General features: G+C 62.4%; 17 protein-coding genes and 1 rRNA gene. 6 read left to right on the top strand and 12 right to left on the bottom strand.

The features are described from left to right. The 10 genes from PLO63_13870 to PLO63_13825 all read right to left on the bottom strand — a co-directional run. A 16S ribosomal RNA gene (locus PLO63_13870) occupies positions 1 to 350 on the bottom strand; the annotation flags it as partial. 347 nt (positions 351 to 697) lie between these two features. Beyond that, complete coding sequence (gene tyrS, locus PLO63_13865; protein ID HOI75226.1) at positions 698 to 1,981, bottom strand: tyrosine--tRNA ligase; 1,284 nt, start codon at positions 1,979 to 1,981, stop codon at positions 698 to 700. Positions 1,982 to 2,000: 19 nt separating this feature from the next. Then, a complete protein-coding gene (locus PLO63_13860; GenBank protein HOI75225.1) occupies positions 2,001 to 2,786 on the bottom strand; it encodes a TIGR00282 family metallophosphoesterase in 786 nt (261 codons plus the stop codon). Between the two features lie 9 nt (positions 2,787 to 2,795). Further along, positions 2,796 to 4,346, bottom strand: coding sequence for a ribonuclease Y (gene rny, locus PLO63_13855; GenBank protein ID HOI75224.1), 1,551 nt, complete (start codon positions 4,344 to 4,346; stop codon positions 2,796 to 2,798). 293 nt (positions 4,347 to 4,639) lie between these two features. Continuing rightward, a complete protein-coding gene (locus tag PLO63_13850; GenBank protein HOI75223.1) occupies positions 4,640 to 4,918 on the bottom strand; it encodes a cell division protein ZapA in 279 nt (92 codons plus the stop codon). Between the two features lie 18 nt (positions 4,919 to 4,936). Then, the gene (locus PLO63_13845) at positions 4,937 to 5,167 is read right to left on the bottom strand and encodes a hypothetical protein (protein HOI75222.1); all 231 of its coding nucleotides are present in this window, start codon (positions 5,165 to 5,167) and stop codon (positions 4,937 to 4,939) included. 93 nt (positions 5,168 to 5,260) lie between these two features. After that, positions 5,261 to 6,256, bottom strand: coding sequence for a tRNA dihydrouridine synthase DusB (gene dusB / locus PLO63_13840; GenBank protein HOI75221.1), 996 nt, complete (start codon positions 6,254 to 6,256; stop codon positions 5,261 to 5,263). Further along, positions 6,253 to 7,029, bottom strand: coding sequence for an NTP transferase domain-containing protein (locus PLO63_13835; protein ID HOI75220.1), 777 nt, complete (start codon positions 7,027 to 7,029; stop codon positions 6,253 to 6,255). Before PLO63_13835 ends, dusB begins: the two co-directional genes overlap by 4 nt. After that, positions 7,026 to 8,369: a hemolysin family protein gene (locus tag PLO63_13830; protein ID HOI75219.1), complete on the bottom strand. Its 1,344-nt coding sequence runs from the start codon at positions 8,367 to 8,369 to the stop codon at positions 7,026 to 7,028. The genes PLO63_13835 and PLO63_13830 overlap by 4 nt, the downstream gene beginning before the upstream one ends. After that, positions 8,359 to 9,639, bottom strand: a complete 1,281-nt coding sequence (locus PLO63_13825; GenBank protein ID HOI75218.1) for a hemolysin family protein — start codon at positions 9,637 to 9,639, stop codon at positions 8,359 to 8,361. Before PLO63_13825 ends, PLO63_13830 begins: the two co-directional genes overlap by 11 nt. Positions 9,640 to 9,862: 223 nt before the next feature. On the opposite strand from PLO63_13825, the gene purD reads away from it, so the two are divergent. The 4 genes from purD (at position 9,863) to PLO63_13805 (ending at position 16,538) form a co-directional block, all read left to right on the top strand. Then, complete coding sequence (purD, locus tag PLO63_13820) at positions 9,863 to 11,191, top strand: phosphoribosylamine--glycine ligase (GenBank protein ID HOI75217.1); 1,329 nt, start codon at positions 9,863 to 9,865, stop codon at positions 11,189 to 11,191. A 42-nt stretch (positions 11,192 to 11,233) separates the two neighbouring features. Continuing rightward, positions 11,234 to 12,802 (top strand): bifunctional phosphoribosylaminoimidazolecarboxamide formyltransferase/IMP cyclohydrolase, encoded by a 1,569-nt coding sequence (purH, locus tag PLO63_13815; GenBank protein ID HOI75216.1) that lies wholly within the window; start codon positions 11,234 to 11,236, stop codon positions 12,800 to 12,802. Positions 12,803 to 12,951: 149 nt separating this feature from the next. Continuing rightward, complete coding sequence (locus PLO63_13810) at positions 12,952 to 14,379, top strand: NAD-dependent malic enzyme (protein HOI75215.1); 1,428 nt, start codon at positions 12,952 to 12,954, stop codon at positions 14,377 to 14,379. 440 nt (positions 14,380 to 14,819) lie between these two features. Beyond that, entirely contained in the window at positions 14,820 to 16,538 is a 1,719-nt protein-coding gene (locus PLO63_13805; protein ID HOI75214.1) for a methyl-accepting chemotaxis protein, read from the top strand. A 31-nt stretch (positions 16,539 to 16,569) separates the two neighbouring features. Here the strand turns inward: PLO63_13805 and radA are convergent, their stop codons facing one another. Continuing rightward, positions 16,570 to 17,928, bottom strand: a complete 1,359-nt coding sequence (gene radA, locus PLO63_13800) for a DNA repair protein RadA (protein ID HOI75213.1) — start codon at positions 17,926 to 17,928, stop codon at positions 16,570 to 16,572. Further along, positions 17,925 to 19,511: an AAA family ATPase gene (locus tag PLO63_13795; GenBank protein ID HOI75212.1), complete on the bottom strand. Its 1,587-nt coding sequence runs from the start codon at positions 19,509 to 19,511 to the stop codon at positions 17,925 to 17,927. The genes radA and PLO63_13795 overlap by 4 nt, the downstream gene beginning before the upstream one ends. A gap of 265 nt (positions 19,512 to 19,776) precedes the next feature. Between PLO63_13795 and PLO63_13790 the strand changes: the two genes are divergently transcribed. Further along, entirely contained in the window at positions 19,777 to 20,907 is a 1,131-nt protein-coding gene (locus PLO63_13790) for a phosphoserine transaminase (protein ID HOI75211.1), read from the top strand. A 35-nt stretch (positions 20,908 to 20,942) separates the two neighbouring features. Beyond that, entirely contained in the window at positions 20,943 to 22,535 is a 1,593-nt protein-coding gene (serA, locus tag PLO63_13785; protein ID HOI75210.1) for a phosphoglycerate dehydrogenase, read from the top strand. The last annotated feature ends 29 nt before the right edge of the window (positions 22,536 to 22,564 follow it).

Raw genomic sequence — 22,564 nt, 5'->3', positions numbered from 1 at the left:
TCTGGACCGTGTCTCAGTTCCAGTGTGGCTGATCATCCTCTCAGACCAGCTACCCATCGTCGCCTTGGTAGGCCGTTACCCTACCAACAAGCTAATGGGACGCGGGCTCATCCTTCAGCGAAAGCTTGCAAGCAGAGGCTATCTTTGACGACCGAACCGCAGCCCGGCCGTATTATTCGGTATTAGCCCACCTTTCGATGGGTTATTCCCAGCTGAAGGGTAGATTACCCACGCGTTACTCACCCGTGCGCCACTCTACTCAGGTCCCGAAGGACCCTTTCTCGTTCGACTTGCATGTGTTAGGCACGCCGCCAGCGTTAGTTCTGAGCCAGGATCAAACTCTCCAGTTTGAATCCTTATAGGGAGATTGCTCTCCCCTGTTGTTTCTCAAAGCAGAGAACCCGCAAATCAATTACCCCACTATTCAATTGCCAAAGAACATCTTGGAAACGAGCCACGCTATTTACTTCAGAGACCGTTTCCTGTCAAGAACTTTTTAGAACTTTTTTCCAGCGATCAAAAACTGAAATCGCAGTGCGCTTTTGGAATTTGAAGAACGGGTTCAGCGATCACTTCTTGAGTCCGTCATGCTGAGGACGCTTGAAAAATCCGGAAGCCCTTCAACAACCTTTCCCGCGAACAGGAGCAGGATAGTACGCGATCACTTCCGTGCAGTCAAGAGAAATTTTGTCGAGAATCAAAGAATCCTGATGACCGCGTGGCTCTTCTTCCCCTTTCTCAGCCTGATTTCGCCACGTTCGTTAGCATCACCGAGGCCAATTTTCTCCTCTGGAGACCGAATCGGTCGATCGTTCACATATCCTCCTCCCTGCGACAGGACACGCTTGGCTTCGCCTTTGGAGGCGCAGAGTCCCGACTCATGAAAGAGGTCGAAGGCGCTGATTCCGGCCTCCAGGGCAGTACGTTCCTTTCCGATCGTGGGAATCGCCGCAAGGTCCTCCCCCGAAGCCGTTCGCGGGATCCCGCTGGACGGGAAAAGCTCCGGATCGACCGGTTTCAGCCGGAAGGCGGCGGCGGATGCGCTCCAGGCCGCCACCGCCTCTTCCGTCCCGTGGGTGATCTTCGTGGCCTCGAAAGCCAGCACGGTCTTGGCCATATTGAGTTGCGCGTCCGTCAGAGATTCGGCGTGCCGAACCTCCTCCATGGGCAGGAATGTAAAGAGTGCAAGAAAGCGCGTGACATCCGCATCGTCCGTATTGATCCAGTACTGGAAATACTCGTAGGGCGACGTCATGGCTCCGTCGAGCCAGACGGTTCCCTTTTCCGTCTTCCCCATCTTGTGCCCCTGGGCCGTCGCCAGAAGCGGAAACGTAAGGCTGTGAGCCTGCCGGCTCTCCACGCGCCGGATCAGGTCAACCCCGGCCAGCATGTTTCCCCACTGGTCGTTGCCGCCGAACTGGATCTCGCATCCTAAATTCTTGAATAAATACAGAAAATCGTACGCCTGAAGGAGCATGTAATTGAATTCGATAAAGCTCAGCCCCTTCTCCAGGCGGAGCCGGTAGCTCTCTGCCGACAGCATCTTGTTGACGCTGAAGTGGCGGCCGATGTCCCGCAGGAATGCAATGTAGTTCAGCTCCGTCAGCCAATCCGCATTGTTGACCAGAAGGGCCCTGCCCTCCCCGAAGTCCAGGTACCGGGACAACTGCTTCCGCAGGCATCCCGCATTGAAATCAATCTCTTCCCGTGTAAGGACCCTGCGCATTTCCGTCTTGCCGCTCGGGTCGCCGATCAACCCCGTTCCGCCACCGACCAGGGCGATGGGACGGTGGCCGCACTGCTGCAGATGAACCAGGGCCATGATGGGTACGAGGCTGCCCACGTGAAGGCTTGTCGCCGTGGGATCGAACCCGATGTAGCCCGCGACGGGGCCGCTGCCGAGCAGTTCCCTCACCTGCCCTTCATCCGTCACCTGCTCCAGAAAGCCCCGTTCCGCGAACACGTCGAACACATTCTTCATGATCTGACTCCCAACCGTCTCAACCTTCCAGTCGAAGGCTGATCCTCTCGATCTTCAAAGCCCGGCCGCTCGTTTCGTCAACCTCCATGAGCACACCCTGGAGCCGAATATCACCTTTCGCCACGTCGAACCGGTTCGGCACCTGCCGGAGAAACCGCTCCAGAATGGCCTCCTTCCGGGTCCCGATGACGGAATCGAAAGGCCCCGTCATCCCGGCGTCGCTGATATAGGCCGAGCCGCCGGGCCGGATACCCTCGTCCGCCGTCTGCACGTGGGTGTGAGTCCCGATCACCGCCGTGACCCGACCGTCGAGGAACCAGCTCAAGGCCTGTTTCTCCGACGTCGCCTCGGCATGAAAGTCGACAATGACAATGGGTGTTTTGCGTCTGATTTTCTCGAGTTCCCGTTCCGCCGTCCGGAAAGGACAGTCGACAGCGGGCATGAAAACCCTGCCCAGGAGGTTCAGGACGCCGACGTACACCCCTCCGGAAACGGGCATGACCACGGACCCGTGCCCCGGCACCCCGTCGGGATAATTGGCGGGACGGAGGAGTGTTTCGTAGTCGTCGATGAAATCGTCCACTTCCCGCTTGTCCCAGACATGATTTCCCGATGTGAGGACATCGACCCGGTACCCGTACAGGTCCTCAACGATCTCCCTGGTGACCCCGAAACCGGCAGCGGCGTTTTCGCAGTTGGCAATGACGAAGTCCACCGCCCGCCCGGCCACGAGCTGCGGGAGAAGCTCCCGGACAGCCCGGCGGCCCGGCTTGCCGATGATGTCCCCGATGAACAGGATATTCATGGACCGGCGTTACCTCGCGTAATCCGAAACCCTGGTCTCCCGGATCACCGTCACCTTGATCTGCCCCGGATAGGTCAGGTCCTTTTCGATCTTTTTGACGATGTCCCGGCAGAGCATCACCGCATCGTTGTCGGAGATCTTGTCGTTCTCCACGAGGATGCGGATCTCCCGTCCCGCCTGGATGGCGAAGCATCGGTCGACGCCGCTGAAGGAGTTGGCGATTCCCTCCAGCTCCTCGAGACGCTTGACGTATGTCTCCAGCATCTCCCGCCGGGCTCCCGGACGGGCCGCCGAGAGGGAATCCGCCACCTGGACCAGGGCCCCCAGCAATGTCGTCGTCCGGCTGTCGTCATGGTGAGTCGCGATGGCCTGAACGATGCCCGGCGATTCGCCGAACCTTCGCGCATAATCGGCCCCTATGGCGGCATGGGTGCCCTCGATCTTGTGGTCGATGGCCTTCCCGATGTCGTGGAGCAGTCCGGCCCGCTTGGCCTCCTTGACGTTCATCTTCAGCTCCGAAGCCATGATGCCCGTCAGGTACGCCACCTCAACGGAGTGCTGCAGGACGTTCTGGGAAAAACTCGTGCGATACTTGAGGCTTCCCAGAAGCGTGATGATCTCGGGATGCAGGTCGTGGACGCCAACGTCGAAGGAGACGTGCTCTCCCGTTTCCTGAACCACCTTGTCCACCTCCTGCGTCGCCTTTTTCACGATCTCCTCAATCCGTCCCGGGTGGATCCGGCCGTCCGTAATCAGCCGCTCCAGGGAAATGCGGGCCACCTCGCGGCGGATCGGGTCGAAGCTCGACAGGACAACCGCTTCCGGGGTGTCATCGACGATCAGGTCGATCCCGGTTGCCGCCTCGATGGCCCGGATATTCCTGCCCTCCCGGCCGATGATGCGGCCCTTCATCTCGTCGCTGGGGAGATTGACCACCGATACCGTGCTTTCCGCCACGAAATCGCTGGCATAACGCTGCATCGCGTACACCATGACTTCCCGGGAGGCCTTCTCGGCATTCCTTTTGGCCTCCTCCTCCACCTTCCGGATCAGGAGCGCTGCATCCCGCTTGGCCTCCGATTCCATCGCCTGGACGAGCTGCTCTTTGGCCTCCTCAGACGAAATCCCGGCGACCCGCTCGAGCTTCTGCCGCTCCTCCTCGATCATCCGGCTCAGTTTGTCCGTTTTCTCCTGGATCTGGCCTTCCTTCGACACCAGCGATTTCTCTCTTCCTTCCATCTGGCTTTCTTTCTGGGCCAGCGCATCGGAGCGCTTGTCGACGTGTTCCTCCCTGGCGCGGATCTTCCGCTCCATGGCGTCCATCTCCTGCCTGCGCTCCTTTCCTTCCCGCTCGGACTCGGCCTTCGCTTTGACCAGGGTCTCCCGGGCCTGCAGAACGCCCTCCTTCTTCAGGGTGTCCGCCTCTTTTTTCGCTTCTTCCACAATTCTCGAGGCCAGGCTCTCGGCCGACCTGATCCGCTTCCGGGAGAGGGCGGCCATCAGGCCGAAACCAACCCCGCCTCCCACCACAATCGACGCAATGATGATGAATATGGTCATGCCGCTCACGACAACTTCACCTCCTGTATATGGATACTCCGACGATGCGAGGACCTTGGACCTCCACGCCGGGAGAAACACAACTTCATGATATTAAATGGGAATTTGGAGAAAGCCCGGAATCCGGGAAAGATTTTTCACCGGGGGATCCGGGATGAACCCGATCCTCCCCGGGAAAAGTCGGGAATCACAGGTGGCGGATATATCCGGGATTCAGGATCCCGGGGGCAAGAGACGGGCCGGCTTGCCGGCGACAGTCACAGCACGGGTAAGAGGGTATCTGTTTCTTGTTTCTAAGCAACCTCGTCGATCAGCGAAATCAGTTTTTCCGACCGCTCATTCAGGCTTATCGATAAATCCTTGCTGCTTTCCTCCAGTTTCACGTATTCGTCGGCGATATTCAGCGCAGCCAGGATGGCGATGTGGAGGGCCGGCATCTTGGGTGACCGGGTGCCGATCTGCTCGATCCGGTCATTCACCAAGGCAACCACACGTGTAACGTGTTCCTCCCCATCATCGCTGGTTACAGAAAATTCTTGCCCCAGTATCTTGACTTGAAATCGTTTTTTCAAATCCTGCCCCTTGAATGGCTACTGGTGGGCCGGTACGTCCCTGAGCAGTTCAAGAAGCGAATCCACCTTCGTGCGAATGAAGTCCCTCTCTTCCGTGAGCCCCCTGATATGGTTCTGTGCTTCCTCCAAATCCAGCGATTTTTTTTTGAGTTGCTCCTCCAATTCCCCGTATTGCTTTTTTAACAGCGCGTAATCGCTGATAACAATCCGGATCTTCTTGTCCAGTTCCTCGAAACTGGTCAGTTCCACCGGTTCCCCCTTATCCGCGCCGGTCATCAGGCTGCCCGGATGGCCGGAGTGGTTCTTTTTTGGCGGCGAGTATGGCAACAAACCCCTGGAAAGTCAAGGCGGACTTTCCCTTTCAAGGGCGTAGAACGACCGGAGAAGTTCCAGAAGCTCACGCTTCTCCGCAAGCCGGCCGGCAACATTCCGGATCTGAGCCCCTCCCCGTTCTCCCTTGGTATACCAGAGCGCATGCTTTCGGAAAGAGCGGATCCCGGCTTGCTCCCCCATAGCCGCGATCTCGAGCTCGAGGTGACGGACAATGACCCGCATCTTCTCCTCCGGATCCGGAATCGCGGGATCCCCCCCATCCTCTCTGTACGCGGCAATTCTCCCGAATATCCATGGATTTCCAAGACAGGCCCGTCCAACCATGACGGCATGACAACCCGTCCGGCGCATCATCTTCAGGGCGTCCGAAGGCCGCCGGATGTCCCCGTTTCCAATGACCGGAACCGCCACCGCTTCCCGGACGGCACCGATCAGGGTCCAGTCGGCGGAGCCCCCGTATCCCTGCACGGCGGTCCGGGGGTGGACCGTGATGCCGTCAACTCCGCAACTCTCTGCAATTTTTGCGATTTCTATCGCATTGACGGACCTGCTGTTCCAGCCGGCCCGGATCTTGACCGTCATGGGCAGCGGCGTCGCCTCACGGACCGCCGCCAGGACGGCCGCGACACGTGCGGGATCCTTCATCAGGGCCGCGCCGGATCCGGTCTTGACCACCTTCTTTACGGGACAGCCCATGTTGACATCCAGCAGGTCCGCCCCGGCGTCTGTCACAATCCGGGCCGCCCGGGCCATGACCTGCGGATCGGAGCCGAAGATCTGAACGCCCAGGGGCCGGTCCTCATCGGTTGAATCAAGATAATGGAGGGTCTTCCGGGTTGCCCGGATCAGGCCGTTGGCGCTCACCATTTCCGTGAAGGCCATCCCGCAGCCGCAGGAACGGGCGATCAACCGGAAAGGCAGGTTCGTCACCCCGGCCATGGGGGCCATCCATACCCGGCTGACCATGGCCAGGGACCCGATTTTCAGAATGTCCGGAATGCTCATGAGGTGCAGGAGCCGAGAAACCCGGATCGGACAAGCCGCTCCGCTTCCCCGAGATCTTCCGGTGTGTTGATGCCCATCACTTCCGGCGGAAAGTCCGCCACGACAGACCGGACCCGAAGTCCCCGGCCCCGGGCGATCTCCACAATGTCCGTCAGATAATACTCCTTCTGGGCGTTTTCGTTCCGGATCTCCCCGACCGCCTCGGCCAGGAAGCCTCCCCCGGCGCAGTAGATTCCGGCATTGATCTCCCGGACCCTTCTCTCCTCTTCACTGGCGTCCCGGGCCTCGACGATGCGCAGGACTTCCCCGTCTTCCCCCTTGATCACACGTCCGTAACTGCCGGGGTCTTCCAGAACGGTCGTGAGGACGGTCACCGCGGCCCCGCTGGCATGGTGTTCCAGCAGGAGCGACTCCAGCGTCTTCGGGGTCAGCAGGGGCACATCGCCGCAGAGGATCAGGATCGGCCCTTTCCAGTCCCGGAAGTTGTCCCGGGCGATGCGTACGGCATGGCCGGTTCCCAACTGCTCCTTCTGTTCCACGAATACCAGGTCTTCTCCCCGGACGCTCTCCCGGACCCGATCCGCCTGGTGACCGATAATGATCACCGTCCTGGCCGCACCGACCCGTCTGGCGGTATCCACGACATAGGCCAGGAGCGGCCGTCCGCAGAGGGAATGGAGCACCTTGGCCAGGTCCGACTTCATCCGCGTCCCCTTTCCCGCCGCCAGGACGAGACAAAGCAGATCGCCCTCTCCCTTCTTCCGTTCGATCATGTTTTCTCCACGGACCATGAACCACCTCCGCCTCCTCCATCGCCGGCCAACCGTTCCAGTTCCGGCGAGAACCGGGCCGCGACTTCCCGCACGGCCCGCTCCCCCGCATCCTCGACGATGAATATCACCGGGCCGATCGGGAACGTATCCCGCTTTTTCGGAATCCGTCCCATCCGGGCCAGGAGAAATCCCCCCAGGGTCTCGTAATCGCCCTCCGGGAACTCCATCGGCAGGATGGTCCGGATCCGCTCGATGCTGATCCTTGCATTGAAGAGATAGTGTCCCGGCCCCAGGCGCCTGAACAGCTTCTCGCCCGTATCGTACTCATCGTGGATCTCTCCCACGACCTCCTCCAGAATGTCTTCCAGGGTGACGATCCCGACGACTCCCCCGTACTCGTCGACCACGGCGGCCATCCGCTCCCCCCGGGTCTTCATCTCCAGAAGCAAATCCTTTGCGGGCATTGTATCCGGGATGTAAAGCACATCCGTCTTCAGGCAGCCCTGGACGGATTCGGCGGGCTCGTCCTGGTTCCGGCGATCCGGCTGCACGCAGGCCAGCAGGTCGAACGTGTCGAGAATCCCTACAATGTTCAGCACCTGGTCGCGGTAAACGGGGATCCGTAGAAAACCCTGCTCCCTGACGAGCCGGACGGCGTCTTCAAGCGTCGCCGTCACCGGAAGGGCCGTCATCGCCGACAGGGGCACCATGATTTCCCCGGCGGTGGTCCCTGAGAAATCAAACACCCGCCTGACCATGTCCTTCTCGGAACGAAGGATGTCCGTGTCTCCGTCGGACCCGCTGCTGATCAGCGACACCAGGGCATCCCGGGTGATGTACGGGGAATAGCTGAGGTCAGTCTTTCCCGTCAGGAGCAGAACCACGCGCAGGGTCAACCGGGAAACGACGAAAACGAGTGGAGCCAGGAGCCAGGAGGCTCCGCGGAAGAACCAGGACAGACGCTGTGCCGACTTTTCCGGACGGGCCTGGCAGATACTCTTGGGGATGACCTCGCCGAACAGGAGGAGGACCGGGATCATGATCCCCACGGCCAGCCATTCCCCCCGAAGGGGGCCGAACAGGGAGATGAAAAGCAGGGTGGCGCCGGTGCTCGCCGTGACCTCGCAGAGGTTGGTCCCGATGGGGGCCATGGAAAGGAACAGGTGGGGTTTTTCGCGCAGTTCCAGCACCATGCCGGCCGCCCGGGAACCCCTCCTCGCCTTCTGGCGGAGTTTGTGAATGTTCGATGATACCAGTGCGATTTCCCCTCCGGAGAACAAGCCCTGCAGGAGCACACAGGCCGCAATGATCGCCAGGATGAAGATCTGCTCAAGCGTCATGGTCTTCGCCTTTATCCCGTGCTTCCCGCGTGACCCAGATGTTGAGGATCCTGGCCGGTCCGACTTTCGTCACGAGGAAGCGATACCCGCCGAAGGATACCGCCTCCCCGCGATGCGGCAGCTTGCCGAACAGATGCAGCACGAATCCTCCCGCCGTGTCGAACTCCTCCGGCGACAGGGACAGGCCGAGCAGCTCATTCAGGTCCTCCGTCTCCATACGGCCCGAGACGACCCAGGCATTCTCACCCACCTTCTCCCAGAGGCCTTTCCGGATGCCGTGCTCGTCATAGAGGTCACGGAAGAGGTGTTCCAGGATATCCTCCAGGGTGATGAGCCCGGACACACCTCCGTATTCGTCCACCACGACGGCGGTCTGCAGGCGCCGCTTCTGGAACTCCCTCAGCAGCCTCCCCGCCGTCTTGCACTCTGGAACGAAATAGACCTTTCTCAGGTAGCTTTCAATGGAGGAGGCCTTTTTCTCTCCCTCGGGAATTTTCAGGAGGTCCGCCGCCAGGAGGAGCCCCCGGATGTCATCCCGATCCCGCCCGTAAATGGGGATCCGCGAGTGCCGTGCACGGATCACCTCCTGTTTCATCTCGGCGATGGGCATGGAGGAGGGGAGGCAGAATATATCCACCCGGGGTACCATCAGTTCCGAAACGGGACGGTCCTCCATCTCGAATACGGCATGGATCAGGGTCCGCTGGGTCTCTTCGAGGGCGCCTTCCTGGCGGCCCGCATCGATCATGGTCTTGAATTCGTCTTCCGTCAGGGCTGAGCGGCCTTGGGACTCCCGACCGGCGAACCGGACAACGACCCCCCGGGATACGGCTTCCAGAAGCCACACAAAAGGGCGGACGAAGCCCGAGACAAGGGAAAGGAAGGGCGACAGCAGGGAAGAATAGCGGATGGAATCGGTCATGCCCAGGGTCTTCGGCACGGCCTCACAGAAAATCAGGAGGATCGGGATCGTCACGGCGATGGACAGCCATCCCAGATCGGCCCCCAGCAGGCTGACAATCAGGGAGGTGGCCAGGACGGAGACGCCGATGTTGACCGATTCGTTGCTGAAAATAATCGTCACGAGGAGCCGGCGGCGATCCGCGAGTAGCCCCTGGACGGCCCGGAGGAAGGGAGTTCGCTCCTGGACCATCTTGTGGATATGCAGCGGGGTCAGGGAGAACAGAGCCGCCTCGGAGCAGGACAGGAGCGCCGACAGAAAGAACAGGAGCGCGATGAAGGCCAGTTTGAGGATGATCAAATTTTCCAAGAGTTCTCTTTCCGTGCCGGGAAACCGGCGGAATTCGTGATGGAGAAATGTACCAGATTCGCAGCGGAAAGGACAAACGGATTTCCCTCCATGACGCCGGAGGGATTTGTTTGACGGGCCGCCTTTTTTTCGATAATGGGTCAAGTCTATTCTGCGGGCTGGGTCCCCTCGGGGATCCGCCGTCCGCTCAATCTTGTCCGGAGCGTCCCAAGGGAGGAAAGAAATGTCCAGCGTCCTGTTGATCGGAAATGGCGCGCGGGAGCACGCCATGGCCGAAACCCTTATCCGGTCGGCCACCCGCCCCCGGCTTTTCGCCTGCATGAAGGCAAACAATCCCGGCATCGCCTCCCTATCGCAGGACGTTCTCCTCGGAAGCTACAGCGACCTGAATGCCATCACCTCCTTTGCCCGGTCCGCCAGGGTCGATCTGGCCCTCGTCGGGCCGGAGGATCCCCTGAATGAGGGCGTCGTGGACGCCCTGCGAGAGGCCGGTATCCCGGCGGTGGGACCGACGAAAGACCTGGCGCGGCTGGAGACGTCCAAGTCCTTCACCCGGGATCTTGTGGAAAAATACGGAATCCCCGGGAATCCCCGGTACCGGGTCTTCACCTCTCCGGACGGCCTGGAGACATTCCTGTCCGAACTGGAGGGGATCGTGATCAAGCCCGACGGCCTCACGGGGGGCAAGGGCGTCCTGGTCCAGGGAGACCATTTCGAGACCCGGGAGGAGGCCCTCGCCTACTGCCGGCAGGTCCTGGTGGAGCACCCTTCGGTGATCGTCGAGGAAAAGCTGGAGGGGGAGGAATTTTCCCTGCAGTGCTTCTGCGACGGGAAGACCGTCGTCGCAACACCGGCCGTGCAGGACCACAAGCGGCGCTTTGTCGGCGACCGGGGCCCCAACACGGGAGGCATGGGATCCTACTCCTGCGAGGATCACCTGCTGCCGTTCCTGACGGAGCGGGACGTGGCGGACGGCCTGGCGATCACGAGGCAGGTGGCGGACGCGATCACCCGGGAGACGGGCTCCCTGTACAAGGGCATCATGTACGGCGGCTTCATGGTCACGAAAAGCGGCGTGAAGCTCCTCGAGTACAATGCCCGCCTGGGAGACCCGGAGGCCATGAACATTCTCCCGCTCCTGAAGTCGGACTTCGTGGAGCTGTGCCGGGCCATCACCGACGGAACCCTGGACCGGTTCCCGGTCTGCTTCGAGCAGAAGGCGACCGTCTGCAAGTATATCGTCCCAAAAGGATACGGCCTCCCGAAGGACCACCCCGACGCTTCCTCCACCGCCGCCCGGATCACCATCGGCGACCCGGGGGCCGCGCGCCTTTACTATTCATCCGTGGACCAGCGGCCCGACGGCCTGTACATGAGCACGTCCAGGGCCATCGGCGTCGTGGGCATCGCCGCGACCCTGGCCGGGGCGGAGGCCGTGGCGGAGTGCGCCGCGAATGCCGTCAAGGGCCCCGTGGACCACCGGCCCGACATCGGCACGGCGGACCTGATCGGACGCCGCGTCGCCCTCATGAAACAGATCCGGGGACAGTAGTCCCCTTTTATGATTCCAGGAAAGGAACTCGGGAGAATCCTCATGACAGCCAACGTGATCAAGAGAGCCCTCATCAGCGTGACCGATAAGGGGGGAATCGTGGAATTTGCAAAGGGACTCGCCGCCGCCGGCGTGGAGATCCTGTCCACCGGCGGCACCGCCGCCCAGCTCCGCAAGAGCGGATTGACCGTGGTGGATGTATCCGACTACACCGGCTTTCCGGAAATGATGGACGGGCGGCTCAAGACCCTTCACCCCAAGATCCACGGCGGCCTCCTGGCCCTCCGGGACAACCCCGGGCACATCGCCGCGACCCGGGAGCACGGGATCGACCTGATCGACATGGTCGTCATCAACCTCTACCGGTTCGAAGACACCGTCGCCAAGCCGGGCTGCACACTCGAGGAGGCTGTCGAGAACATCGACATCGGCGGCCCGACGATGCTCCGGGCGGCGGCCAAGAACTGGCGATTCGTCAGCGTCGTCACGGATCCGGTGGATTACGCCCTCATCCTTCAGGAAATGCAGGAGACCGGCGGGAAGATATCCGAGGCCACGAACTACCTGCTGGCGACAAAGACCTTCCAGCTCACCGCCCGCTACGACGCCGCGATCTCGAATTACCTCGGTCGGATTCAGCCGGAAGGCGAGACGAAAGAGTTCCCCGACACCTACACGGTACAGTTCCAGCTCGCCCAGGGGCTCCGGTACGGAGAAAACCCGCACCAGAAGGCCGCCTTCTACCGGGAGCCGGCAGCGGCGTTCCCAGCCGTGGCGACGTCTCGCCAGCTCCAGGGCAAGGAGCTCTCCTACAACAACATCATGGACGCCGATGCGGCCTGGCAGATGGTCTCCGATTTCGACCGGCCGGCGGCGATCGTCATCAAGCATGCCAACCCATGCGGCGCCGCCACGTCCGGGGGGGACCTCGTGGAGGCCTACCTCAAGGCCCTCAAGACGGATCCCGTGTCGGCCTACGGGGGCATCGTGGCCCTGAACCGGCCGGTGGACACGAAGACAGCAGAGGAGCTGGCAAAGATCTTCCTGGAAGTGATCATCGCCCCGGGGTTCGACCCCAAGGCCCTGGAGATCCTCCAGCCCAAGAAAAATGTCCGTCTCCTGGAGATCCCCGCATCCGCCGGGGCAGGCTCTCCCGGCTTCGACTTCCGCCGGGTCGTGGGCGGGCTTCTCCTGCAGGAGCGGGACACCGACGCCTTCGACCTCCGGCAGGCAAAGGTCGTCACGAAGCGAGCCCCCACGGAGGAGGAGTACCAGGCCCTGGACTTTGCCTGGCGTGTGGTGAAGCACGTCAAGTCCAACGCCATCGTCCTGGCGACGAAGGACCAGCTCGTGGGGGTCGGCGCCGGGCAGATGAGCCGGGTGGACTCCGTCAAGATCGCCCGGATGAAGGCCAACCTGCCGACGCAGGGAACGGTCCTCGGCTCGGACGCCTTCTTCCCGTTCCGCGACAACGTGGACCTGGCGGCGGAGGCGGGTGTCACCGCCATCGTCCAGCCGGGAGGCTCCGTGCGGGACGATGAGGCTATCCAGGCGGCAGACGAGCACGGCATGGCCATGATCTTCACCGGCCGGCGGCATTTCAAGCACTGAGTGAATCATTTCCGGCTCCCCGGGAGAATTCCACACCCGCGGGGGTCCCCGACAGAACCTTCCACATTACGGCCGGGGGGCGGCGGGCAGACACCCGCCGCCCCGGCAGCCTCCTCTTCCCGGGCGATCCGCCCCCCTGGAGGTGAACCATGATCCGCACAACCAGCCCCAGCTACAGCATCCTCCTCCGCATGGAGATCCCGAACCGCCCCGGCATGCTGGCCCGCGTCCTGGCGGCCATCGGCCGGGCCGGGGGAAACATCGGCTCGGTGGACATCGCCGGATTCCGCGGCGAGGCGATCGTCCGGGACATCGTCGTGAACGCCGCGGATACGGCAATGCTGGACCGGGTCACGACGGCCGTCCGGAGAGTCCGGGACATCCGCCTACTCCACGTGACGGACCGGACCTTCATGCTCCACGCTGGGGGAAAGATCGAAATCCGGAGCAAGCTCCCCCTGAAAACGAGGGCGGACCTGAGCATGGCCTACACCCCCGGCGTGGCCCGCGTGTCGACGGCCATCCATGAGGAGCCGGACCGGGTCTTCGACCTGACCATGAAGAAGAACATGGTGGCCGTCGTGACCGACGGAACCGCGGTGCTCGGCCTCGGCGACATCGGTCCCCGGGCGGCCCTGCCGGTCATGGAGGGAAAGGCCCTGCTGTTCAAGGAGTTCGGGGGAGTGGACGCCTTCCCGATCTGCCTGGACACGAAAGATCCGGAGGAGATCGTCCAGGCGGTGAAGTGGATCGCCCCGGGATTCGGCGGCGTGAACCTGGAGGACATCTCGGCGCCCCGCTGTTTCGAGATCGAAGAGCGCCTGAAGGCGGAGCTGGACATCCCCGTCTTTCACGACGACCAGCACGGCACGGCCGTGGTCATCCTCGCGGGTCTCCTCAACGCCCTGAACATCGTCGGGAAGCGCCTGGAGGACATCGGAATCGTCATCAACGGCCTCGGTGCCGCCGGCATCGCCACGATCCGGCTGCTCATGGCGGCGGGTGCGGGGAACATCGTCGGCTGCGACCGCTCCGGCGCCCTGTACCGGGGTCGGAAGGAAAACATGAACCCGGTGAAGGAGGAGATTGCCGCCCTCACCAACCCGGAGCGGCGGAAAGGAAGCCTCCGGCACGCCATGGAGGGGGCCGACGTCTTCATCGGCGTCTCCCAGGGAAACATCCTGCCGCCTTCGGCGGTGAAACACATGGGGAAGGACCCGGTCGTCTTCGCCCTGGCCAACCCGGTGCCGGAAGTGGCGCCGGAGGCGATCCACAAGTATGCCCGGATCATCGCCACCGGCCGCTCGGACTATCCGAACCAGGTGAACAACGTCCTCTGCTTCCCGGGGCTGTTCCGGGGGGTCCTGGACTCCCGGGCCCGGTCCATCAGCCGGGAGATGCTCCTGGCCGCGGCCGACGCCATCGCGCGCTCCGTCGCCCCGCAGGAGCTGGGCGAGGACCACATCATCCCCGGCGTCTTCAACCGGAAGGTCCAGGAGGAGGTTGCAAAAGCCGTCTCCACGGCGGCCGCGGAGACCGGTTCCGCCCGCCCGCTGGAATTCTTCCTGGCCATATGACCGCGGGGCCTTTCAGGCCTCCGTGAGATCTCCCTGATCTTCGTTCTCGAGGCACGGCGCGCATTTCCTGAGCCGGAACGAGGCCCCTCGTCCGTTCGGCGGTTCCGGTCAGCCAACATCTCGATCCATCCGATTCCACTGTCATTATCTGTTGTCAAAAAGCGGACGAACCAGTCAGTTGACCGTCAAATTCCCGACGAAAAAAAACCGTTTAGCGACCTCTCTCCCATCCCCTGGGCAAACGGCGCAGCCCTCACGAACGCATCTTCCGCTTCCATCCCCCCGCCAACCGGCAAGCATCCGGATCTTCATGGCATCACAGCGCTCCAACCCTTGCCGGGAAAGACTTTCCTCGTTAACCTCCTGAACGGCATGCACCTTGCTAAAAAGCGCGTACTGCATCCATAAGCAGCCAACATTCACTCGCCGGGAGGGCGACGATGATGAAAATCACTTTATCGGGGAAAATCCTGGGCCTGGTGGCCCTGACCATCCTTCTTGCCGGAGGTGCCGTCTTTGCAACTTCCTACCTGCTGTTCAGTTCGGGACTGGACGACCAGGGACAGACGGAAACCAGGGCGATGGCGCACATCGTACAGAGGCATGTGGAGGAACAGAAGAGACTGGCAGTGGGTGCCGCCGCCAGTCTGGCATCTCATCCCAACCTGATCGCAGCCGTTGAAAGAAAGGACGGCGAGGCCGTCCGGAAAATCGGCAAGAGCGCCATGGAAAACCTCGGCATCGCCTTTGTCACCGTGGCGGACCGGGATGGCGTCGTGATTGGACGGGGACACTCCGACAAGAGCGGCGACAGTGTCATGGACCAGGTGAACGTGAAAAACGCCCTTTCCGGAAGAGCGTCCACCGGTGTCGAGCCGGGAACGGTAGTCAAGTTTTCTCTGCGGGCTGGACATCCCGTCCTCCAGGGGGGGCGGGTCATCGGATCGGTGACGGCGGGATTCGACCTCTCAACGGACGCCTTCGTGGACGACATCAAGAAGCGCTTCGGCGTGGAGTCGACGATTTTCCAGGGCGACACCCGGATCGCGACGACAATTATAAGGGACGGCAAGCGGGCTGTGGGAACGAAGATGGACAATCCCCGGGTACTGGAGGCCGTGCTTCAGAAATCGGGACAATATCTCGACAGGAACCGAATCCTGAGCAAGAACTTCCACACGGCCTACTGGCCCGTCACGAATGTGGACAACAAGACCGTCGGCATGTTCTTCATCGGCAAGGACCTCGACCTGATGAGCCGCGAACTGAACCGGATTCTGTTGTTTAATTTCCTCGCGCTCCTGGCCATCGGCGCACTCATGACATCCGCCAGTTTCTTCCTTGTCCGCTCCATCACCCGGCCCATCAATCGGGCCACCGCCGGGCTGACGGAGTCGTCGGACCAGGTGGCATCCGCATCGGCGCAGGTGTCGGCGACGGCACAGCAACTGGCGGAGGGAGCGAACGACCAGGCATCTTCCCTGCAGGAAACCTCCACCTCCCTGGAAAAGATGGCCTCCATGACCCGGCAGAACGCCGGCAGCGCCTCCCAGGCAGACGCCCTCATGAACCAGGCCAACACCGTCGTGAAGAAGGCGAATGATTCCATGGAACATCTGACCAGCTCCATGCGAGAGATCACCGCGGCGAGCGAGGAGACATCCAAGATCATCAGGACGATCGACGAGATCGCCTTCCAGACCAACCTCCTGGCCCTGAACGCGGCCGTGGAGGCGGCGCGGGCCGGGGAGGCCGGGGCGGGATTTGCCGTCGTGGCGGAAGAGGTCCGGAACCTGGCCATGCGGGCCGCCGAGGCCGCGAAGAACACTTCGGGCCTGATCGAGGGCACCGTCAAGAAGATCCGGGAAGGGTCCGATCTGGTGGGGAAAACAAGCGAGGCCTTCAGCGAGGTTGCCGTAAACTCCGCCAAGGTCGGGGAGCTGGTCGGGGAGATCGCCGCCGCCTCCAGCGAGCAGGCCCAGGGCATCGACCAGATCAACAAGGCCGTCGCGGAGATGGACAAGGTCACCCAGCAGACGGCGGCCAGCGCGGAAGAATCCGCTTCCGCCTCCGAAGAAATGACCGCCCAGGCACAGCAGATGAAGTCTTACGTAGCGGATCTCGCCGCCGTCATCGGCGACCGGAGCAGCCGGGAATAAGCGGAGCCTCCCGGCATCCGGCAGCGGTCCTTCAGAACAGGTGTTCGAGGAGCTCCCGGAGGTGGCTCACGGCGTGGATCTCAAGGTCTCCCCGGGAGCGCTTCCGGGTCTCCCGGGTTTTGGGCAGGATGCAGCGCCGGAAGCCCATCCGGGCGGCTTCCCGGATCCGCACGTCCGTCTGGGCGATCCCCCGGATCTCCCCGGTGAGCCCCACTTCTCCGAAAACGACGGTCCCCGACTCCACGGGCCGCTCCAGGAAACTGGAGGCCAGCGCCGAGACGATTCCCAGGTCCACCGCCGGCTCCGCTACCCGGAGCCCTCCCGTTACGTTCACGAAGATGTCGGAACTGCCCAGGTGGATTCCCCCGATCTTGTCGAGGACCGCCACCAGGAGGGACACCCGGTTCGGGTCCACACCGATGGCCGTCCTCCGGGGCATGCCGAAGGAGGTGGGACTGACGAGGGCCTGGATCTCCACCAGGATGGGCCGCGTCCCCTCGACGCTGGGCACCACCACCGATCCCGCCGCTTCCAGCGGGCGCTCCGCAAGGAAGGCCTCCGAGGGGTTGGTTACCTCTGCGAGGCCGCTGTCGCGCATCTCAAAGACGCCAATCTCGTTCGTCGGCCCGAACCGGTTCTTGATTCCGCGGATGACCCGGTAGGCGTAGCTGGAATCCCCCTCAAAATAGAGGACCGTGTCGACCATGTGCTCCAGGACCCGGGGCCCGGCGATGGAACCGTCCTTGGTGACGTGCCCCACCAGGAACAGCGGGATGCCCGTTTTCTTCGACAGCAGGATGAGCCGCTCCGAGGCCTCCCGGACCTGGCCGACGCTCCCCGGTGCCGATGACAGGACCGGCGAATAGACCGTCTGGATGGAGTCGACCACCACCGCCGCCGGCCGGACCTCCTGGATGTGCCGCAGAATGTTGTCCAGGCCGATCTCCACGAGAACCAGCAGGCTGGATGAGACGGCCCCCACCCGCTTTCCCCGCAGGCGGATCTGGCGAGCCGACTCCTCGCCGGTGACATAGAGCACCCGGCTCCCCCGGGCGGCGATTTTCTCCAGGACCTGGAGCAGAAGCGTGGATTTCCCGATCCCCGGGTCCCCGCCTACAAGGACCGCCGAGCCGGCCACCAGTCCGCCGCCCAGAACCCGGTCCATCTCCGCGATCCCCGTCGAGAGGCGCTCCCCGTCCTCCGCCTCGATAGCGTCGAGCGGCTGGGGACCGCCGCCATAGGCCGCCTCCCGTCCTGTCCCCGCCTGTGTGTCCCGGATCTCCTCCTCCACGAAGCTGTTCCAGGCATCGCAGGAGGGACACTTCCCGAGCCACTTGGGCGAGGAATGCCCGCAATTCTGGCAGAAGAATGCGCTCCGGATCTTTTTCACGGCACCTCCCGGATCTCGAGGATCCTGTCCACGTTGAACGTCCGTTTCTCATCCCGCATCAGGCAGTGGGCCTCCAGTCCCAGGAAGGGGCGACCGCTGAAGGTCATCTCGCCGACGAAGAGGGGGCGGACCGTCCGCCGGGATTTCTCGTCCTTTGCCTTCAGGTAGACGATCTCCAGCTTTTTCCGCTCCCGGACGGCTTCCTCCAGGATGGCGACCCGCTCCTCCCGGGGGCTCCGCCGGGCCGCCTCGCCATACTGAAAACGGGTGAGAAAGTTGACCACCTGCCAGTCCATGAGGATGTGGCTCCGCCGGACAGGCTTCCGGAGGACGAGGCCGTCGAGATCGGTGCACCGCGACAGGGCGACGTACATCTGGCCGTGGGCAAAGGTTCCCCGCCCCACATCGACGACGGCGTTCCGGAAGGTCTTTCCCTGGCTCTTGTGGATCGTCACGGCAAAGGCGAGCCGAACCGGGTACTGCATAAAGGAGCCCACCGCCTCGGAGGCGATCTCCCCGTCCTTGAGAAAGAACCGGAAGATTTCCCAGGTGTAGGGCGCGATCTCGACTTTCCTGCCGTTGTCCAGGCGGGCCAGGAGGAGCGGCGGCCCCTCCTCCTGCGGCTTCACCCCCTTCAGCTTCCCGATGGTGCCGTTGATCCAGCGCCCCAGCGAGTCGTTGTTGAGGAGCATGATCTGGGCGCCTTTTTTCAGTTTCAGGACCGGCGACGTCGGGAGGTACTGGTCCTCGAAGTCCCCGTCGACGGCGGCCACGGCCGTCCAGGGGTCCCCGGGCAGCCGGGAGAGCTGCTCCTCGTTGATGCGGTCCGCCAGGTCGTTGGTGCTGGTCAGGTTGATGTAGAAGCTCTTGGCGGGTGCCTCGAACGCCGGATCGACCCGGCGGTTCAGGAGCACCAGGTCTTCGTCCGTGATGGACCGGTTGCGGATGGCGTTCAGGAGACGGATGAATTCCGGGTCCTTCTGGCGGTAGACCGTCTCCAGCTCGACAAAGGCGAGTTCGAAGTCTTCGAAGGCCCGGGCGCTGAAAAAGAACGGCGTTGCATAATGGGACCGGAAGATCTCCTTTTCCCGGCTCGTCACCACCGGCGGGAGCTGGTAGAGATCCCCGATGAAGATCATCTGAACCCCGCCGAAAGGCCGGTCCGCCGCCGGCCCGTTGAGTCGCAGGAACCGGTCCATGCAGTCCAGCAGGTCCGCCCGGACCATGGAAACCTCGTCGATGATGATGATTTTCAGCCGGCGGTAGAGATCCGCCTTTTCCCCCTTCACGCGGCGGCGGATGGCCGAGGGGGTGATGTCCGGCTTGAAGCCGAAGAAGGAGTGGATCGTCTGGCCGCCGGCCGTCACGGCGGCGACCCCCGTGGGGGCCAGGACAACGACAGGCTTCGCGGAGTGCTCGCGGAAATAGCGCAGAAGGGTCGATTTCCCCGTGCCGGCGCGGCCCGTGATGAACACGTTCCGCTCCGTCCGCTCCATCAGCTCCAGCGCCAGCAGGAACTGCGGGTTCAGGTCCACCTCACCGCCCGCTTCGGCGGTGTCGCCTTTGGGATAACTCCGCCCCATCACCCCCCCCAACGACTCAAAATGCCGGAAAACAACGTCGACGTTATAGATTTCCAAAAGCTTTCTTTCAAGCCCGAAGTGTTCTTCCCTGGTGTGCCGAAGCCCCCTCCTCCCTTCTCCAGTCGCCCGGCGCAACGGCGCCTCCGGCCCGGGAATCTGAAAAACCGTAAGCATATCAAGCATCTTCCCTGATAAAAGGGCTTGCACAATCGATCCAATCTTGTTATAGAATTCCGCTCGTCAGAAAAACAGAGAGGTATCTGCCATGCACAATCCCAATTTCAGTTCCGGACCCTGCAGCAAGCGGCCCGCATGGAGCCTGGAAGTCCTCAAGGACGCACCGGTAGGCCGCTCCCACCGCTCGGCCCAGGGAAAGGACAAACTGGCGAAAGCCATCAAGGAAACCAAGAGCATTCTGGGCATCCCGGACAATTACCTCGTGGGAATCATGCCCGGTTCCGATACGGGCGCCTTCGAGGCGGCCATGTGGAGTCTCCTGGGCTCCCGATCCGTGACCGCCCTCGTATGGGAGAGTTTCTCCGAGGGCTGGGCGACGGACATCCAGAAGCAGCTCAAGCTCAACCCGACGATCCTGAAGGCCGACTACGGAAAGATCCCGGACCTGTCATCCATCGACTGGAACAGCGACGTGGTCTTCGTCGCCAACGGGACCACCAGCGGCGTCAAGATCCCGAATTGGGACTGGATCCCGGCGGACCGCCGGGGCCTGACCCTCTGCGACGCCACCAGCGCCGCCTTCGCCATGCCCATCGACTGGTCGAAGACGGACGTCCTGACCTTCTCCTGGCAGAAATGCCTTGGAGGCGAGGCGGCCCACGGCATGCTGGTCCTGAGTCCCCGTGCGGTCGAGCGGTTCGAGTCCTATGACCCCCCGTGGCCCCTCCCGAAGATCTTCCGCATGAAGAAGGGCGGAAAGGTCAACGTCTCCATCTTCGAGGGCGACACGATCAACACCCCCTCCCTCCTCTGCGTGGAGGACTATCTGGATGCCCTGCAGTGGGCCGCGTCCGTCGGCGGCCTCCAGGGACTGATCGCCCGGAGCGAGGCGAACCTGAAGGTCGTGGAGGACTGGGTGGCGAAGAACGACTGGGTCGATTTCCTGGCCGCCGGCAGGGAGGTGCGCTCGAACACCTCCGTCTGCCTGTCCGTCGTCCACGAGAAGGTCCAGGCCCTGCCCAAGGACGCCCGGGCGAAGTTCCTCAAGGACGTCGCGAGCGACCTCGGGAAGAAGAAAATCGCCCTCGACATCAATTCCTACAAGGACGCCCCTCCGGGATACCGCTTCTGGTGCGGCCCCACCGTCGAGCCGGAGGACATCCGGACGGCCCTGGCGGAACTGGGGAAGGCATTTCTTCAGAAAGTGGCATCCCTGTAGGATCCGGCATCGAATAGAACAAAGGAGAATCACCTATGAAGAAGGTACTGATCAGCGATACGCTGTCGACACAGGGCATCGAGATCCTGAAGAATACACCCGGGCTCGAAGTGGACATCATGACCAACCTGACGCCGGACGAGCTGAAGGGGGTCATCAAGGAGTACGACGGCCTGATCATCCGGAGCGCCACGAAGGTCACGAAGGAAATCGTCGCGGCGGCGGACAGCCTCAAAGTCGTCGGCCGCGCCGGAATCGGCCTGGACAACGTGGACATCCCCGAGGCGAGCAAGCGGGGCATCGTCGTCATGAACACCCCCGGGGGAAACACGATCACCACCGGCGAGCATGCCATTTCCCTGATGCTCTCCCTGGCGCGGGAGATTCCCCAGGCCACGGCCTCCATGAAGGGCGGGAAGTGGGAAAAGAACAAGTTCATGGGCGCCGAGGTGTACAACAAGACCCTCGGCATCGTCGGCATCGGCCGGGTCGGGAGCATCGTCTCTGACCGGGCCCAGGGCCTGCGGATGCGGGTCATTGCCTACGATCCGTTCATCTCCCCCGAGGCGGCGGAGAAGCTGGGCATCACCCTCGTCTCCTTCGACGAGCTGCTGAAAAGCTCGGACTTCATCTCCGTTCATACCCCCATGACGAAGGAGACCCGGGGCATCATCAACGCCGCGGCCTTCGCCAGGATGAAAAAGGGCGTGTTCATCATCAACTGCGCCCGGGGCGGCATCATCAGCGAGAAAGACCTCCTGGACGCCCTGAACTCGGGCCAGGTGGCCGGGGCGGCCCTGGACGTCTTCGAGGAGGAGCCGACGAAGAACAAGGAACTGGTGGGCCATCCCAACGTCATCTGCACTCCTCACCTGGGGGCCTCCACGGATGAAGCGCAGATCAACGTGGCCATCGCCGTCGCCGAGCAGGTTGCGGACTACCTCACCAAGGGCGAGATCCGCAACGCCGTCAATTTCCCGTCCGTGAGCGGCGAGCTGCTCAACATCATCCAGCCTTACCTGGAACTGGCGGAGAAGCTGGGGCAGTTCCAGGCCCAGCTCGTCTCCGGGGGCATCAAGGAGGTGCTGGTGGAGTACAGCGGCGAGATCCTGAATTACAACGTTGCACCCCTCATCAATTCGCTCATGAAGGGTCTCCTCACGCCCATCCTCAAGGAGAACGTGAACTACATCAACGCGCCCGTGGTGGCCAAGGAGCGCGGCATCAAGGTGGTTGAATCAAGGAGCAGCGAGACCCAGGCTTACACGAGCATGATCTCCGTGACGGTCAAGACCCAGAACGAGACGAGCTACACCGCCGGCGCGCTGTTCGGCCGGCAGGACCCCCGGATCGTCCGGATCAACAAGTTCGCCATGGATGCCATCCCCGAAGGACACATGCTGGTGGTCTACAACAACGACCGGCCCGGCGTCATCGGGAACATCGGCACCACCATGGGCAAGAACAACGTCAACATCGCCAGGCTTCACCTGAGCCTGAACCGCGAGCAGGCGGAAACCGGCCAGGCCCTGGTCGTCCTGACCACGGACACGATGGTGACACCGGACATCCTCAAGAAACTCAGGGAATTACCCCATGTTATCTCGGTAACCCAGGTGGAGATGTAGGGAAGCCGGGGCGGAAAGGAAAGCGGATC

The sequence above is a fragment of the Syntrophales bacterium genome, assembly GCA_035363115.1.
Lineage (GTDB): Bacteria > Desulfobacterota > Syntrophia > Syntrophales > PHBD01 > PHBD01.
This window is presented reverse-complemented; position numbering and strand designations above follow the sequence as displayed.

Coding starts and splice junctions, on each gene's coding strand:
- rny (HOI75224.1), bottom strand. CDS start 4,346: ATGACCATATTCATCATCATTGCGTCGATTGTGGTGGGAGGCGGGGTT.
- purD (HOI75217.1), top strand. CDS start 9,863: ATGTCCAGCGTCCTGTTGATCGGAAATGGCGCGCGGGAGCACGCCATG.
- tyrS (HOI75226.1), bottom strand. CDS start 1,981: ATGAAGAATGTGTTCGACGTGTTCGCGGAACGGGGCTTTCTGGAGCAG.
- PLO63_13835 (HOI75220.1), bottom strand. CDS start 7,029: ATGATCGAACGGAAGAAGGGAGAGGGCGATCTGCTTTGTCTCGTCCTG.
- PLO63_13860 (HOI75225.1), bottom strand. CDS start 2,786: ATGAATATCCTGTTCATCGGGGACATCATCGGCAAGCCGGGCCGCCGG.
- PLO63_13795 (HOI75212.1), bottom strand. CDS start 19,511: ATGGGGCGGAGTTATCCCAAAGGCGACACCGCCGAAGCGGGCGGTGAG.
- PLO63_13830 (HOI75219.1), bottom strand. CDS start 8,369: ATGACGCTTGAGCAGATCTTCATCCTGGCGATCATTGCGGCCTGTGTG.
- purH (HOI75216.1), top strand. CDS start 11,234: ATGACAGCCAACGTGATCAAGAGAGCCCTCATCAGCGTGACCGATAAG.
- PLO63_13805 (HOI75214.1), top strand. CDS start 14,820: ATGATGAAAATCACTTTATCGGGGAAAATCCTGGGCCTGGTGGCCCTG.
- dusB (HOI75221.1), bottom strand. CDS start 6,256: ATGAGCATTCCGGACATTCTGAAAATCGGGTCCCTGGCCATGGTCAGC.
- PLO63_13810 (HOI75215.1), top strand. CDS start 12,952: ATGATCCGCACAACCAGCCCCAGCTACAGCATCCTCCTCCGCATGGAG.
- PLO63_13790 (HOI75211.1), top strand. CDS start 19,777: ATGCACAATCCCAATTTCAGTTCCGGACCCTGCAGCAAGCGGCCCGCA.
- serA (HOI75210.1), top strand. CDS start 20,943: ATGAAGAAGGTACTGATCAGCGATACGCTGTCGACACAGGGCATCGAG.